The sequence below is a fragment of the Streptomyces sp. NPDC060209 genome, from assembly GCF_042728155.1.
GTDB lineage: Bacteria > Actinomycetota > Actinomycetes > Streptomycetales > Streptomycetaceae > Streptomyces.
On sequence record NZ_JBHWZS010000007.1, the window covers coordinates 21,820 to 37,612 of the forward strand.

At 68.7% G+C, this 15,793-nt stretch carries 15 protein-coding genes; 1 reads left to right on the plus strand and 14 read right to left on the minus strand.

Translation table 11 applies throughout. The features are described 5' to 3' along the window. Positions 1-50 precede the first annotated feature (50 nt). Positions 51-953, minus strand: a complete 903-nt coding sequence (locus tag ACFWFI_RS02730; protein WP_387384635.1) for a hypothetical protein — start codon at positions 951-953, stop codon at positions 51-53. A gap of 1,097 nt (positions 954-2,050) precedes the next feature. Here ACFWFI_RS02730 and ACFWFI_RS02735 point away from each other — a divergent pair. After that, positions 2,051-2,500, plus strand: a complete 450-nt coding sequence (locus ACFWFI_RS02735; RefSeq protein ID WP_387384637.1) for a transposase — start codon at positions 2,051-2,053, stop codon at positions 2,498-2,500. A 1,154-nt stretch (positions 2,501-3,654) separates the two neighbouring features. Here ACFWFI_RS02735 and ACFWFI_RS02740 read toward each other — a convergent pair. From ACFWFI_RS02740 to ACFWFI_RS02800, 13 genes are all read right to left on the minus strand, one after another. Next, positions 3,655-7,035: a LysM peptidoglycan-binding domain-containing protein gene (locus ACFWFI_RS02740; protein ID WP_387384639.1), complete on the minus strand. Its 3,381-nt coding sequence runs from the start codon at positions 7,033-7,035 to the stop codon at positions 3,655-3,657. Positions 7,036-7,068: 33 nt separating this feature from the next. Then, positions 7,069-7,527 carry a hypothetical protein gene (locus ACFWFI_RS02745; protein ID WP_387384640.1) on the minus strand — a complete coding sequence of 153 codons (459 nt, stop codon included), beginning with the start codon at positions 7,525-7,527 and terminating at the stop codon, positions 7,069-7,071. A gap of 1 nt (position 7,528) precedes the next feature. Further along, the gene (locus tag ACFWFI_RS02750) at positions 7,529-8,002 is read right to left on the minus strand and encodes a TadE/TadG family type IV pilus assembly protein (RefSeq protein WP_387384642.1); all 474 of its coding nucleotides are present in this window, start codon (positions 8,000-8,002) and stop codon (positions 7,529-7,531) included. Further along, on the minus strand, positions 7,999-8,436 hold the full coding sequence (locus tag ACFWFI_RS02755) for a TadE family protein (RefSeq protein ID WP_387384644.1): 438 nt from the start codon (positions 8,434-8,436) through the stop codon (positions 7,999-8,001). Before ACFWFI_RS02755 ends, ACFWFI_RS02750 begins: the two co-directional genes overlap by 4 nt. A gap of 7 nt (positions 8,437-8,443) precedes the next feature. Next, entirely contained in the window at positions 8,444-8,650 is a 207-nt protein-coding gene (locus ACFWFI_RS02760) for a hypothetical protein (protein ID WP_387384646.1), read from the minus strand. Between the two features lie 18 nt (positions 8,651-8,668). Continuing rightward, positions 8,669-9,550 (minus strand): type II secretion system F family protein, encoded by an 882-nt coding sequence (locus tag ACFWFI_RS02765; RefSeq protein WP_387384648.1) that lies wholly within the window; start codon positions 9,548-9,550, stop codon positions 8,669-8,671. Further along, a complete protein-coding gene (locus ACFWFI_RS02770; protein WP_387384650.1) occupies positions 9,547-10,479 on the minus strand; it encodes a type II secretion system F family protein in 933 nt (310 codons plus the stop codon). The genes ACFWFI_RS02765 and ACFWFI_RS02770 overlap by 4 nt, the downstream gene beginning before the upstream one ends. After that, entirely contained in the window at positions 10,479-11,990 is a 1,512-nt protein-coding gene (locus ACFWFI_RS02775) for a CpaF family protein (RefSeq protein WP_387384651.1), read from the minus strand. The genes ACFWFI_RS02770 and ACFWFI_RS02775 overlap by 1 nt, the downstream gene beginning before the upstream one ends. Beyond that, positions 11,980-12,792, minus strand: coding sequence for a hypothetical protein (locus tag ACFWFI_RS02780; RefSeq protein WP_387384653.1), 813 nt, complete (start codon positions 12,790-12,792; stop codon positions 11,980-11,982). The genes ACFWFI_RS02775 and ACFWFI_RS02780 overlap by 11 nt, the downstream gene beginning before the upstream one ends. Then, a complete protein-coding gene (locus ACFWFI_RS02785; RefSeq protein WP_387384655.1) occupies positions 12,792-13,418 on the minus strand; it encodes an SAF domain-containing protein in 627 nt (208 codons plus the stop codon). Before ACFWFI_RS02785 ends, ACFWFI_RS02780 begins: the two co-directional genes overlap by 1 nt. 182 nt (positions 13,419-13,600) lie before the next feature. Beyond that, a complete protein-coding gene (locus tag ACFWFI_RS02790; protein WP_387384657.1) occupies positions 13,601-14,266 on the minus strand; it encodes an ATP/GTP-binding protein in 666 nt (221 codons plus the stop codon). 218 nt (positions 14,267-14,484) lie between these two features. Next, positions 14,485-15,099: a hypothetical protein gene (locus tag ACFWFI_RS02795; RefSeq protein WP_387384659.1), complete on the minus strand. Its 615-nt coding sequence runs from the start codon at positions 15,097-15,099 to the stop codon at positions 14,485-14,487. Positions 15,100-15,451: 352 nt separating this feature from the next. Then, positions 15,452-15,790: a hypothetical protein gene (locus ACFWFI_RS02800; protein ID WP_387384661.1), complete on the minus strand. Its 339-nt coding sequence runs from the start codon at positions 15,788-15,790 to the stop codon at positions 15,452-15,454. Positions 15,791-15,793 lie beyond the last annotated feature (3 nt).

The following is a 15,793-nucleotide window of genomic DNA, read 5'->3' on the forward strand; positions in this document are numbered from 1 at the left end:
TTTCCGTGACCATCCGGTCAGCGGACTGTGGAGAGGGTTGGGAGTGGGCTTCAGAGGCTCCTGGCCCGGGTGAGGGCGGACAGCCTCATCTGCCGGTAGGCGGTGAATTCCTCGGTGTAGTCGCGTGCCACCTTGTCCCGGTATTCCGCCTCCAGGGCTCGCGCTGTCTTGCCGAGGGATGTCTTTTGGGCACACTGGGCTTCCGTTACGGCCAAGGTGGATTCGGATCGCAGGGCCTGCGCTTCGGTCATCCCGCGAATCAGGCTTTCTCTTTCGCGACGGATGGCGTCGGGGCTCTGAAAAGGTTGGCCCGCAGCCGTCATGCAACGTGCCCACGCCGTCACGACGCTGGTCAGACGTTCGTCCTGGAGGATGCGCGGAACGTATAGAGGTGTCAGCGAGGTCACGGTCTTCTTGGCGCGAAACCAGGTTGGGTAGTCGCCATAGAGTTGTTCCTTGGCCTGGGCGTAGCAGCCGCCTCGCGGGGTGCGGACCGAACCGCCGGACGGTAGGTCGATGGTGATGGTGTTGGTGAAGGTGCCGTCGAGTGACCTGGAGTATCTGACGCGTTCCTTCTTGGGGAGAGCCTCGACGTAAGTGATGTTGGGGTGGTCTCGGTTGGCCTTCTGGGCTGCGTTGTCGAATGACCGGCCGTAGCCGTACTGGTGGGCCCAGGCGACGTCGTCCACGACGTATGCGCCGACTTTGCGTGCCGGCGCGCTCAGCACTGGCAGGGGCCAGTAGCGGAAGCCCTGGCGCTGCATGCACTGGGTGACGAGGTCCTGCTCCGCGCGGTCCACCTCAATTTCTTCAGCGGGGCTCAGGTCCCTGTGCGGCGGCCCCTGCGGGGAGGCAGCCTTCTTCTGTTGTGGCCGGTCATTGTCCGCCGGCGATCCGGGGTCGGGGCTGCACCCGGCAGCCAGACACGAGGAAAGGGCGACCAGAAGGAGCATCTTTCTCTTTCGGTGCACTCCGTGCCTCCGTCTCCCTTGATCTTTCGTCCGGCTGTCAATGCCCGCCAGGGCGCACCCCGTTTCGGCCGGCTCCGCTGCAAGACTGGACGCTCGGAGTGACGTCAGACCACAGCTAGCCCGGAAGCGACCCCGTCCCGGGACGTCCCGCGCGCTGAACTGCGGAGATACCGCACGCCGAGTCCGTAGGGCGGGACGACTGGCGGTGACGCGAGCGCCAAGTAGGTCGCGTGTGGCTGGCGACTGCTCCTCCGGGGAGGCGAGGCTTGATCGTTTCTCCGGTGAAGAGGAGTGGCTGTGCGGGTGAACTCCGCCCTCATGGCCTTCCGGCGGCGCGGGGCGCGCGGGTAGAAGACGACGCGTGATCAAGAACCTGATGCGGCGCGGTCTGCCCGTCCTCGCCTTCGCCCTGGCGACGGTGAGGGCCTGGCCCTTGCGCTTGCCGGTGGGGATGATCAGGTCCGGCTGGATCTGCTCTACCGACTCGCCGTTCGCCCGGCGCCGGAGCACGGTGTGCAGCATGTCCTCGGTGATGCCGGGCGGCCGGCCGCCGTGCTTGCCCTTGCGGGCTGCCGCATCGAGCCCTTCGAGGGTCGACTCCCGGATGTTCTCCCGTTCGGTCTCCGGCCTCGGGACTGGTGAGCTCGCATGTTGAGGTGTCGCGTATTCCAGCTCAGAGCACCTCGATCGGTCACTTTGGGTCATGCGGGCGGTGTCCAGGATCCGGCCCGAAGTGAGTATGTTCGTCTGATGGCGAGTTCGAAGCGCTTCGGGAGGGGAGAGTGCCGGTGGACGTCGTCGCGATTATGGAAGCACTGGCTGAACAGGGCGTAACGGTGCTGTTCAAGGCCGACGCTGAGCGGATGGCAGAGAGGGGCAAGCCTTGGACCTTTACCCCAGAACATCTCCACACTTCAGTAATGGCGAGTCGCTCAGCGTCACGACCTTTCGAAACGCTCACTCATCGTTACCGCCCCGTCCGAGGTGCGGGACAAGGTGCGGGGACTGCCTGCACGAGAGCTGATCGACACCCTGGCCCGCTCGCGCCCGGCCGGTGAACTCGACGTCCCGCCCGCGCGGTGAAGACAGCCCTGCGGCGGCTCGCCCGCCGCTACCAGGCACTTGACGAGGAGACCAATGAGGCGGACAAGGAGATCGGACCGCTGGTCACCAAGGCGGCCCCCAGACTCATCGCCCTGCCGGGCCGGTCCCGAAACCGCCGGCAGCTGCTGACGAGCGCGGGCGACAACCCCGACCGGCTCCGCTCCGAACCGGCCTTCGCCCACCTCTGCGGAGCCGCACCCACCCCGGCCTCCTCCGGCCGCACCAACCGCCACCGTCTCAACCGTGGCGGCGACCGCCAGGCCAACCACGCCCTCCACACCATCGTCCTGGTCCGAATGAAGTACGACCAGCGCACCCGGGACTACGTCGCCCGCCGCACTGCCGAAGGCATGACCAAGAAGGACGTCATCCGCTGCCTGAAGCGCTTCGTCGCCCGCGAGACTACCGACACCTACCCCACATGATCCACACCACTAAACCGCTCCCGCAGACCGCTTGACGATCTATAGGAGCTTCCCCTTCCGGCAGGGTGGGGGCTGGAGCGGGCGGGCAGATCTGCGGCAGGACGGTAGGCCCCACATCCCCTGGCTGCGCGCGGCTTGTCTATGCTGCCGCCCTGGGTCTGGATCTCATGCTTTTCATGGCGGACTGGGAGCAGTTGAGCGCCGTCCCCGTCGACAACCGGATTGACGCACTGGAAGACACCACACGGCCACTGGAACCCGATGGCCAATACCCCGTACAGAGGTACGGGGTAACCGGCGGTTGGCTGTGGCCCCCGGATCGAGACTCTGCAGGTGCGCCGAGTACGAGTTCCACACCACCACCGGCTCCTACAGCCCGCACTATCGCGCGGGTCACGCATGGGACGACATGCGCCTCCTTGCCACTGCACGCTTGCGTGCGGAGATGGACACCTTTCTCGATGGTCTGATCTGGGATGCGGATCCGGCGAACGATCCTGCGCTTGCGGGTGGCGGAGGCTTCTTCCCGCCGGCCACTTATCGCGGCGGGCCCCGCGTCCTTCTCGTGTGTCCGCCCGAGGCAGTACCGGGCAAGGCTCGTGCGTGGGAGCAGGTCAAGCCCCACCTCGAAGAGTTGCGCGGGCCGTTCGCCGCAGAATGTGAGGGCTAGGCAGGCTTCCCGGACACATTCGAGGACTTCACCGCGCTGCTCCATGAATGGGGCGACGTGACCGCGGAAGCGGCCCGCCGGGGCTGGGGGCTCGTAGGTCTGCCCTAACCGCGCAGCGAGGGGCACGCCCGGCCGGCACTGTCCGCGGCCGGTGCGCAAATCCCCGGACCGCTATGCGAGGAGATCACATGGGCACCTGGGACCTCGGCCCGTTCGATAAGGACACCGCTACCGACTTCGCCGGCGGCCTGTACGTGGCAGCCGTGGAAGAGGGCGAGTTTGGCCGCCTCGGAGTACAACGTGCAGGGGCCCTCCCGTGGGGAGGCAGGGCGGGGCGGCAAGCCCCGCCTCCCCGGAGCGGGCAGGCGGGGTTTTTGCTGGGACCTGGTCTCGGGGGTAGTCCGGGTTCCATGCGGGATCAGCATGGCACTGGAATCAGCCAGAGGGCAGAGACTGACCGGAAACAATCGGCGTGAAAGGCTGGTCAGCTCACGGAGACCTGCTGGGGAGACTCCGACAGGACGAGGTCGATGACCTGTTCGGTGAGGGGTTCGAGGGAGATGTCGTAGGTGCGGGCGACCTGCTGGAGGCGGGCGATGGCCTTGCGGACTCCGGCGGTGTTGCCGGTGGCCCACTCGATGCGCATCCAGTCCCGGTAGAGGACCTCGGACGTCTCATCGACGTCCAGGCCGCGGAGCGCCGCGTGTCGGGCGGCGTCCATGTCGGGGTCGTCGCCTTCGGAGAGCCAGGCGGCGAGCGTGTGTGCGATGTCGACGACGCGGGAGATGATCTCGTGCTGGATGGAGTCGGCCCACGGGTAGTCCTGGCCCTCGAACGGCTTGCCGCGGACCAGGCCGAGCGCGTTCTCAAGGTCGCGGATCCCGGTGTCGGGGCCGGCGGTCAGGCCGCGTGTGGCGAGCTCCTGGAAGCGGTCCCAGTCACAGCGGATACCGGTGCGGAACGCGTAGCCGTTTTTCGGGCGGGGCAGGTACGGCTGCCCGTCGGCGGCGGTACCGAAGCGGGAGCGGATCTCGGAGAGGCGGGACTGCAGGGTGCGGGTCGACCACGGGTTCACCGGGTCCATTGCCGTGCACAGGGAGTCGGCGCTGCGGCCGGGGCGCAGGTAGATCAGCGCGGCGAGTGCCCCGACCTTGGGGCCGTGGCCGGAGCTGCTGATGCCGCTGACCTGCAGCGTGCCCAGCACGCGGATCTCAGGCGCCGCCGGGTCTTCGGCTTGGTCATCGGTGTGATCGCCGTCCGGCCGGGCTGCCTGCTCCGGCACCGCCCGGCTCTCGGATTCGCCCTGGCCGTCCTGCGACCCGGCTTCGGCGGAGGCCTCCACGGCGTCGCCGTTCGTGTCGCTGTTGGCGGAGGCGAGGAGTGCGGGGAACGGGTTGCCGGGGTCGGTGCTCCCCTCGTCCTGGTCGAAGGTGTGGGGGCCGGTCAGGGGGTCGCCCGCGGCGTGGGTGTGGTCTTCGGACAGTTTCCAGGCCCCGGTAGCGGGGAGGGCGGGTTCGTCGGTCACTTCCAGGGCGTGGATGAACTCGCGGTACTGCTCGTCGGTGAGCCGCTGCAACACGAGGGGCGTGCCGGCGAGGTCAGGGACCGTGACGGGGGTGTCTGGTGCGGTCGGGATTGTCTCGGCGTCGGGGAAGGCCTGGCGGGTTGCGTCGTTGGCGGGCAGGACGACGGCGATGGGGAGCGTGCGTGCCGCGGAGACCGCGTCGGCGAGCTGCCAGACCTGGTCGCCGTCGGCGTCCCTGGCGCAGATCAGGATCCAGGGGAGCGGGTTGGGCGCGTTTTCGTCGTGCTGGTGGACTTCGACGAGCAGGCTGCCGAGATCAGCCACGACGGACTGCAGCTTCGGCATGGTCCGCACCCGGCCCTTGGGCAGCAGGGTGGCCAGGCGGCTGCCGAGCCCGACGGTCATGATCTCGGTGTGATCGCTCCAGCCGCACGTCCCGGCTTCCAGCGCCAGCGCCCGGGTGACGGCCAGGACGTCGTCCGGCTCCCCGTCCAGGAGCAGCACCCGGTTCAACAGGTTGGCCAGGAGCAGGTCGCCGTCCTCGGTGGCTCCCAGTGTCACGAGCCCCGGGTAGGGGGCGGGGAGCTGCGCGGCGGCTTCCTCGTCCAGCAGCACGGCCTTCGGATCCAGCACCCACACACCCGGCTCCTCACCGGCCGTGAACGGAGCCAGGGGTGTCACCGACTTGTCCTCGACCAGCAGATGGACGGTCCGCCCGGTGATGCGGGCTCCGCGTACGAGGGGCAGCTGGGTGTCGGCACCGGCCGGGCCGGCCAGAGTCCGCAGCGCGAGGTCGAGCAGCGCGCCGCTGGCGGGCTCCCCACTGGTGTGGAAGATCTGCTCCAGCAGCGACGGATCGGAGTCGATCGCGATCCTCTCGCCCGCCCGGCGACGTCGCTGCTGCAGGATCCGCTTCACCCCGAGTGCACCTGCGAGGGAAGCGGCCAGCAAGGCACCGATCCCCGCGACCAACGCCACCTGCTGCACGGAGTCGTCCGCGGCCTCGACCTTCTCTGCATCCGCGGCTGCGGACGGCGCAGCCTGCGGCGGCACGGAACTCGGCGTGCTGCTCTGTGCCGGCGGGGTGCTCTCCCGAGACGGCTCGGCGCTCGGCCGGGAGGCGGAAGCGCCCGGGGCGGGAGCGGTCGTGGGATCCGGCGCCGCGGTACTCGGGGCAGGGGCCGACGGTTCAGCCGTCCCGCTCTCAGCTGGCGCTTCGTCGCTGTCCGGCTGCTGTGCCTCGTCCGGCTTCTCCGGCCTGTCGGGAGTTTGCGGAGCCGGCGTGTTCGGACTCTGCTGCTCTCCCGCTCCTGCGTACGGGTCATGTGGGGCGGCCGTGGGGGAGGGGAGGGACAGGCTCTGTCCGGGGAAGATCTGATCCGGGTCGGTGAAGTGCCCCCCGCCAGGCTGTTCTTCGCCCTTGTTGAGTTCGAAGATCTGCGGATACTTCGACTCGTCGCCGAGCTCGGCCGTGGCGATCGTCGAGAGGCTGTCGCCCGCCGCCACCACGTACTCCGGTCCTCCGGCGGCTTCCTTGCCGGCGCTCTGTGTCTGGAGCCCGGTTGAGTCGTCGGCCTCGGCCTCGGCAGGCGGCCCGGCCGCGGGTGAGGCGGGGCGGGCATCGTCAGGCAGGTGGAGGACCCACCCGGGGTGGATCGGCGCGTCCGCACGGAAGTCCTGGCCGTCGGCCATGGTGCGGCCGTCGTTGAGCGTGGCGATCTCTTCCCACCGGTTGCCGTCACCGAGCCGGTCCTGGGCGATCGACCACAGGCTCTCGGCGGGCTTGGCGTTGACCACGGTGTGCGTGACCTGCTGGCGCGCGTCCGCATCGCTCTGGTTCACCGCGTGCTGCCCGGCGGTGGTGCTGGACTGGCTCGGTGTCGCTGTAGCGGTGACTGCGGGGGATGCGCTCGCGGGACTGGCGGAGGCAGCGAGCGCGGTCCCGGTCGGCAGGGCTAGCAGGACGGCACCGACCAGGGCTGCGGCGGCGCGCTGACCGACCAGCATCTTCAACTGCGGGGCGGTGCGCCCGCGCAGTTGAGAGGGGATCTCGACCAAGACGGACAGGGCGAACATGGCCCACCCCACCCAGCCCGCCGCGGCGAGGACCAGGAGGAAGACCTGTCCGGAATCCTGTGTCGACAGCAAGCTGCCGAGCGCGTCGATTCCGGCCGGGGCGACCACGCCGGTCGCCCACCACAGGAGCATGGGCAGACCGGCCAGCAGCGCCACCAGCACCGCCAGACTGATCAGGGCCCGCACCACGGCCAGAAGCCCAGCCCCCTTACGGCGGGCCGGTCTGGCCGGACGGCGGGTCAGGCCGGTGGGGGACTCTGGCATGGAAGGCGCCCTTCTTGTGAAGTCGTACGGGTGTCAGTCGGCCTGGTGCAGGAGCGTCGCGGACCCGTGTCCGGACACCGCCATGGAGCCGACACCGACCACGGGGAGGAAACGGGTCTCGTAGGAGTCAGTGACCGTGACGACGACCTTCGCGTTGTTGTCGGTGAAGGTCACCTTGCCGCTGACACCGGCACGGCCGAGGTAGGCGTAGGCGGCAGCCGCGGCGGCCTGCGGGTCGACATGGATCGCGTCACCGCTGACCGCCGCAGCGGGGTCGATGGCCTGGCCGCCGGCCCGGGCCGCTTCAAACGCGACAGCATCCGCCCGCTCTGTCGCGCGGAGCTTGCCCCCGCCGTCCAGCACCAGCCCGATGATGCCGAGCAGCGCGACCACAGAGACCGCGACGTACACGACGACTCCGCCGTCATCGCACCGCAGCCGGCTCGAGAGCGCAACGCGACGGCTCGACGGGGCGAGGAGTCTTCTCGGCATCTCAGCCCTCCCGGGAGCGATAGGCGTCGACCACTGAACTGAAAGTGCTGGAGAGCGTCTTGGATCCCGGGGCGCCGAGCAGCAGCAGATCGGAAAACGTCACGGTGCAGTGCACGGTGACGGTGGTGTAGCCGACCTGCCCGATCGGCATGTTCAGCCCAGAGGCGTCCACGGACACGCTCTTCGACGCGCACTTGATCCCCTGGTCATCGAGCGAGCGAGCCGCGGCAGAGGACGCGGCCGCGGTGGCGTCGCCGTAGGTGCGCTCGATGGATGCCGCTCGGGCAGCGTCCTCCGCAGCAGCGTCGATCTTGCTGCCCGACGTCACCAGACGCCCCGCCGCAACCCCCATACACACGAACGCGATCAACAGCGGCGTCACGATCGCCGCCTGAATCGCCTCACTGCCCCGATCACCACGCAACCTGCCCGCGAGCAGGCGGAACCATGACCGGACACGGCCCCGGGCGCTCATGGCGTGGTCCAGCGTTCACGGGCCCCGGTCGCCGACTGCGACATCAGCAGACCAGGGATCCCCGGAACGAGGGACACGGCCCGGCCGGTCACGGTGACCTTCATCGTCTCCTCGCTGCTCCCTGCTGTGCTGACTCCGGCGCCGCGCAGGCTGTCCCCGGCGATCCGGCCGAGCGTCTCCCGGGCCCGGGCCGCCCCCTCGCCGGGGGAAGCCTGGTGGACCCGTCCGGCGGAGGCGCCTTCGCGGGCAGCGGTCAGCGCGATGTTGCGTGCGTAGTACTGCATCCCCACTTGCACCGCGGTGATCGTGAGCAGGATGACGAACGGGAACACGATCGCCATCTGGATTGAAGACTCACCTCGGTCCCCTTGTGCCCGCAACCGGGCCTGGGCGGTGGCTGCCCAGCGCTGTATCACTGCCGCAGTCCTGTTCACGTGCTGATCAGATACCGGTGAGCATGCCGTTGTACTTCGAGACGACCACGGCGATCGTGCCCGCGATGAGCAGAGCGCCGGCGACCGCGGCCACCCAGATGATGACGGTGGTGATGCTGATGTCGCCGCGGTCCTCGCCCTGGGCCCGGCACTGCTCGATACGGCCACGGAGCCACTGACCGGCGCCGGACATTCTGACGGTGAGCTTGCGCATGACGATGTCTCCTTCGATTCAGGTGTTGAGGATGCGGATGACTGCGGGAAAAGCGATGAGGAGCATGACCAGCACCGCGAGCAGAGCTCCGGGCGCGGTCATCTTCTCGCTGTCGGCGTTGGCCTCGGTGGCCTGGTCGGACAGCAGCTCGGTGCGCAGATTCTTCGAGCGGGAGCGCAACGTCGCGTAGACGGACGCCCCGTCATCGCTGGACTGCCGCATGATCGCGGCAAGGTCGTCCAGCACCGGCAGATCGAGTTCCTGGGTGATCCGCTCCAGGGACTCCCAGTGCGGCACCTTGTCGACCCGGGAGCGGGCCAGCGCCTCCTGGATCCGGACGAACGCCCACCCCTCACCCACCTGTGCGGCCTGCTCCATCGCCTGTTCGGCGGAGGTGTTCCCGGCCCGGCGCAGCGCCACCAGGTCGAGGTAAGCAGCCATGGCGTGGGCGAACTCCTCCCGGGCCCGCCGTGCCTGGTCGCGCAGCGCGAGATCGGGGGCGAACCAGAGGATCGCGCCGAACAGCAGCCCCACGCCTACCGGGAGATAGAAAGGCATGCCCAGCAGCAGGAACGGCAGCGTGCCCAGCGGCGGGAGCAGCAGACCTCCCGCGCCGAGCGCGACCTTGGTCAACATGAAACGACCGGGGCTCTGCCCGACCAGCGCCAAATTCCGGTAGGGGACCCGCACGCCCGGCACCCGGCTGAGATGGTCCAGGAGCCAGGCGCCCCATCGCTCGTCCCGGTCGGCGCCGGTCAGCTCCGGCCGAGGAGGGGCGGGGTGGTTCAGTCGCTGCAGGGCCGGGCCCAGGGCGGGAGCGGGGCGGGCGAGTTCCTTGATGAGCAGAGCCAGGCCGGCGCCGATCGTGCAGCCGGTCAGGACTGCGCCGACGGGAATCACAGGACCTCCTCAAGGACAGGGACCTCACCGGACGAGGGAGGCGGTGCGACGGTGACGCGGCTGCGCGGGTCAGTGACAAGGAAGCGAGGGATCGGCTTGGTGTCGGCCAGCGACCGCATCCACGCCAGAACCGCGACGAAGCCGGCCACCAGCAGAGCGAGAACAAGCTGGCCCAGGACCGTTCCGTACGGGGCGGTGTAGCTGGGCACGAGCATGCCGGCGCCGATCACACCAAGGGTGATGATGGTCATCCACCGCACGGTGGTGCGGGGCTTGGCCCGGTCGGACTCGATGGCCCGCCGCTTGGCGACTTCCTCGTGGACGGACTCGGCGAGGTCGTCCAGCGCCTGGGCGAGACCCGGGCCGCGGTCGGCAGCGGACAGGATCAGCGCGGCGACGACCTTGTCCGCGGTCACATCGTCCAGGGCGTTCCCGAACTCGCGCAGCGCGTCCGTGGACCGCCATCCGACCTGGAGCCGGTCCACGAGGTCACCGACTTCATCCTCGATCGCCTCGGCTGCCCCCTTGCGAGACAGCTTCAGCGCCTCGTCCAGGCCCCGGCCGAGCCGCAGCACGTTGCTCAGGCGCTGCGTCCAGTCCCCCAGCGCCTCCAGCTTCCCGATCCGTCCGGCAGCGCCCTTCGTCGGCGCCAACAGCCACGGCACCCCTACCGCCGCGAGCACCACCAGAACACCGAGCACGAACACGCCGGTCACCAGCCACAACAATCCGCCAACGACCGCCCCAGCGGCCAGCATGTTCCTACGGCGGGCCCGGGCGTCCTGGTCGGCGTAGCCAGTGCGTGCTCGCAGCCGGGCTCCCACGGACGGGCCTTTCGGGGACGTCGTGCCGATCACCCCGGCAACCAGGCCGACTACTCCGCCGGCCAGCGCGAGCCCCGCGAGCACCCACAACAGCATGGCGCCCATCAGGACACCTCCCTGACCTTGAGCGGCAGAACCGTGGGCCAGGTCCCGCGCGGTGCGTTCAGCAGGTCCGGATCGAACCCGACACGGCGCAGGTCGTTGATGCACCTCGGGTGCATCAACGGCACAGCACGCGGCTCGTCCCACTCCGGACGCGGCCCGAAAATCGTGTTCGTGTCGGGGCGGCCGCCCTCACCGATCCCGGTCACCTCCACGACGTGGGAGAGGAAGCGGTGGCGGTGACCGGCGATCTTTGTCTCGTCGATCGAGTTCACGAAGACGATGAAGTGCAGCCCGTTCGCGGCCTGGCGGTAGGCCAGCTGCTCGGACATGTTCGCCTGCGCGAGCAGATAGAGCTCGGCGATCCGGTCGAAGACGACGCTGGGGTGGATGGCATGCAAGGTGCAGAGGTTGCCGCCCTGCCCGTTCGTCATCGCCTGCAGCATCGCCACGATCTCCGGCCCACGCACCTCACCGACCACAATCCGCGCCAGCGACATACGCAGCGCCCGGTACATGAGGTCCATCAGCGAGATCTCGCCCGCGCTGTGGCCGTCGACCCGCTCACCGTTGGACTGCCTGGCCTCCATCGGCACGACCTGCCGGTGGAACCCGTTCTCGTGGGCGAACAGCTCGAACTCGGTCTCCAAGGTGGCGAACCGCTCGTCCGGGTCGATCTCCTTCAGCAACGCGCGCAGCAATGTCGTCTTGCCGGCGGCCTGACCGCCGACGATCATCACGTTCTTCTCCGCGCGCACGCACGCCCGCAGGAACTGCTCCAGCGTGGAGTCCAGCATCCCGAACCGCACCAGGTCGTCCAGGTTCGCATGCCGCATGCTGTGCCGGCGGATCGCGACGTAGGTGCCCGGGGTGACGTCGATGATGGCCTGCAGCCGGGACCCGTCGGCCAGACGCAAGGCGAGGAACGGGTCCGCGGTGGACAGGCTGCGCTCGCTCTGGCCCGTCGTCCGGCGGGCCAGGTCGCGCAGCAGTTCGCGCAGTTCCTCATCGGAGTCGGCGACCGGGGGCACCTGGACGCGGCGGCCGTCAGTGAAGTCCAGCCACACGTCCTGGAAGCCGTTGATGAGGATGTTTTCCACCCGCTCGTTGTCCAGATGCGTCTGGAGACGACCGGCCCGGAACTGCAGGTCGAACACCGCCTGCGAGATCGCCGCATCCTCGTCCGGCGTCGTGGACACCCCGCGCTTGACCGCCTCGGCGTCCGACCAGATCGCGACCTGCTCATTGATCAGCGCCCGCCCGCGCTGCTCCTGCGCCGCGGCGGACATGCCCGGCTCAGCACGCAGCAGGGAGGTGAGCCGCTCCCCGACTTCCTTCTTGATCAGCCGGACAGCTTCGTAGTCGACGGCCACCTGCCGAGGACCACTGGAGGTGCTCTGTGCCGGCGGGCGGGCCTGGCCTGGTGCGGGGTGGGGGCGGGCCTGGCTCTGCGCGGCCATGCGTTCGTCGAAGGGAGTGACCTGAGGGTTGTGGTAGATCGGGTTAGCGCGCACCGGCCACCCCCCGGCCGTTGTGCCCGGGAGGACCCAGCCGCGCCCGGCGCACCTCGACCATCTGTCGCGCCTTTTCTGTGGCGGTGCGGGCGCTGCGCATGAGTTCGCTGGTGTCGAACTTCCTCGGCGGGCTCGCGCCGTCCGACAGAACGGCAGCTTCGGCCGGCCGCCACGGCAGGGTTGCCACGACGTCGGTCTTCAGATGCTTCTGGATCTCTTCCTTCGAAAAGGGGCCCCGGTCCACCAGAAGCAGTCCCATCTCCGGGGCGTTGCCGACCTGCTCGCGCAACGCAGTCAGGCGCACCTCTGTGCTCTGCAGACTGCGCAGCGTGTTCTGCGCGACCATCAGTACAACGTCCGCACGCTGCGCGAGGACGCCAGAAGGGCCGAATGCTCCGCGACGACCCAGGTCGACCAAGACGTCGTGCTGATGCTCCTCGACTCCCGCGAACAGGTGAGCAAGCTGATCCCACACCGGCCCCATGGACGAGGCGTGTGCCGGATCGTAGAGGCCGGGCAGGACGAGACGGTCCCGCGTGCTCGCGTCAGTGACGTCGACCAGTTGCCGCCAGAACGCCTCGCCCAGCTGGTTCTGCCGGCCTGCGAGTGAGAGGTTACGCAGGCCGTGCGTATTGTCGAGGGTTCCCTGCAAGGCGCCGGGCAGGATCGCGCCGCCGTCCGGGTCGCACTCGGCAAGCACCACCCGGTGCCCGCTCTCCAACGTCCACGTCAACAGCAAGGCCATCGCTGTAGTGGTCACCCCGGGCGCGCCGAGTCCGCCGGCCAGCGCGATGACCGCCATCAGCTGCCAGCCCGAGCGTCGACGATCACCGCGACGTTGCCCGTCGCAACCCGGGCTGCGAGCGGCGGGCCGTCCTTCACCGGGACCGCGACATCGACGACGATATTGCCCGTCCCAGTCGCTGGGGCCCCGACCGCGACGACGGAAGCGGCCAGCGTCTTCGGCTTCGCTTCGAGGCCGCTGTCTTCGGCCGTGGCCACCGCATCAGAGTCCGGGGTGCTCACGATGAGAATCCTCTGCCCGGGCACCAGGCGAGTGGCGGGGATCTGCGACGGCTTGAGGCTCACCCCGACCAACTGCTGTCCGCGCCCGACCAGCGACTTGTCCGTCACCTGGTTCGCAGTCAGGAGTGACCCAGCCCGCAGGTCGACCGCCGACCGCTGCCCCACGAGGTCCGAGGCATGGGAGGCCTTCACGGACTTCACGGCCGGATCCAGCGCAACCGACGCCTCACTGAAATCTGTCCGAGTAAGCTTCGTCCCCACGGGAACGTCCCTGGTCACGACCAGGACGGCAGTGCGCTGACCCGACGCGGAGTACAGCACCGCGCCGGACAGGCCGCCCACCGCGATCAGCGCGACAGACAGAGCGATGAGCCCCGGACGGCGCCGCCGCTGCTTGACCATCCGAGGGGCGGCCACCGGCTTCGAGGAACGCCCCGGTGCTGACTCCTGTGTGCCATGGCCCGGCGCGGGAATGGTGCTGCTGTTCTTACTCACGATCTGCTGCCTCCTGGGACACGCAGGTACTCATGGGCGGGGTGACGGACGAGCTGGGACGGCGCGCCCGGCATGCTCGGCGCGAGGGCCTAGTTGACGACCTGGACCTCAGCGACGGTGATGTCCACGGCGCTGTTGCGGACCTCGGTCAGCTGGCCCGTGGCACCGCCGCCGGCCCAGTCGATCGTCCACGTGGACGTCGCGGTGACGTGGTACTTCCCGGACCCCTGGGTCGACGACGGGCGGGTGTAGCGGTGACCGCAGTCCGGTGACGGATCCGAGCCGTACGACTTCCTGTAGGGCGTTCCGGCCGTTGTGCACACGACGCTCTTGCCGTCACCCATGGACCACACGATCTTGCTGACCTTCGCCACCGCGGTCACTGTGACCGCACCGGCGCTCGCGCTCGCGCTGTTCGGCCCGAACGTCTCAGGACCGGTGGCGGTCCACATGTACACCGGCATGCCGATGACACCGGTACCGCCAGGCTTCGGAGTGATGCCGATTTCGGGGCCCCGGAGCAGCATCTTGTCGACGGCTCGCTGTGCCAGAACTGCCGGGTCGATGGCTTCTGGCTGATCCTGGGCCCAGAAGACTCGCCCGACGACAGCGTCATTGGTCGCCCCGGCGGAGGTGTCGGTGCACGGAGCGACGTAGATGGCCCCGTCTCCCGGCGTGTGGCCTTCCCACAGGTCGCTGCCGGCTTCCGGCTGGGGATCCAGCTTTCGGATCGTGCAGTCCCGGCCCGGGATCATGCTCCCGCCGTCTCCGGACGGCTCACCGGAATCGCCCTGTGGATCGGGTTGTGAGCCTGCGCCGGGGCCACGAGGCCTTCCGGGCGTCTCGGCTTCGACGCACGTGTACTGAAGGCAGTCGCTGACACCACTATGGCCATCCGCGGCTGCCTGCCCGGACATGGCGTAACCCGCAAGCAGCAAGCCGGCTGTGACTGCGATCGTCGGACGGTGCGGAGTCAGCACGCTTCCCCCTGCGGTTTGTCCTCGATGACGACCCAGCCCTGGCTCCACTTCTCGAGTGTGGAAGTGATGACGTACTTCGTCAGACGAGTTGACGGCAGAGGGAGGGGCTTCTTCGTGGGCGCTTTGACAACGTCCCACTTCGTGATGTCCAGGCAACTGCTGAGAGCAACCTTGGGAACCTTCCGGCCGATGTTGGACGCCGTGACCCTGGAGTCGGTCACCGAAACGCTGCCGATGATCAGGTTGCCCTTGTCGTGAGCCATCTTGGCGTCGTTCTCGGCGTTCACCATCGCCGTTCCTGAAGCCACCTTCTTGAGCTGGTCCGTGTTGCCGCTGGGGTCGGCATACAGAGCCTCCAACGCCTTCCAGTACTCCCTGTAGGCATCCACGGCCGCCGCCTCGGCGGCCTGCGCGACGTTCACAGATGGTGCGGCCTCACGCGTGGTGGCTACCGGAGCCGGCGACTTGCCGGGCGTGGCGTCCGCGTCCGTACCGGAGCTACATCCGGCCGCGGTTGTCAGAGCAAGGGCGGTCAGCAGCAGAGGTGCCGACCGGAGGCGGTTTCGCTTGCGAAGAATTGTTTCGTTCTTCCGTTCTGCGAGCGTCATTGCGTCCCCCATGCGTATGTCTACGAGTGGATACGACCTGCGCCGTGGACTCGCTGACAGATGGATCTCCTGGAAACCAACCTGGCGGTCTAAATCGGTACCTTACGCAAAGTCGCCGTAACAACCCGCTTGGTTATGGACGTTGAGGGCGGTGCCGGCTACTGATGCCTGCGCGACATGGCCGGAGTACCCGGAAGATTCACGGCAGTGTTCCACTCGTTCGGGTCGATACCCGTATTGACCAGCGTTTATGAAGGTCCGGCTGTCAATCCATCGGTAGGCGGGCGACCGAGGCCGGCGGCCAGGCAGTGTCCGGCCGAACGCGCCCTGGTGAACGATGCGGACCCGGGAATCATCGAGAAGCATGTGGCACCGCACCTGCGTAGAGGGCGAGCTGCTCTGCGGACCGGGGCCTGGTGGTCCTGCTGCTGTAGTCGTTGGCGACGAGCAGAAGCCACCCCGCGACCTGACCCGCTCGCACCGGGGCATCAGCCAGTAGGGCGGTGGCGGCGGCCACGGTCGGCAGGTTGGTGATGGCGCGTAGTGAAACGGGATCCAGGGTGCCGTCGCGCTGCGGAAGGAGAGCAATGGACGCGGCGGAGCACCCGTCAGCCGTCTTGGCATTCCAGTCGTACCGACCGGAGACCGACGAGCAGAACACGGCGATGACCCGCATGTGGGGGCCGGCCATCAG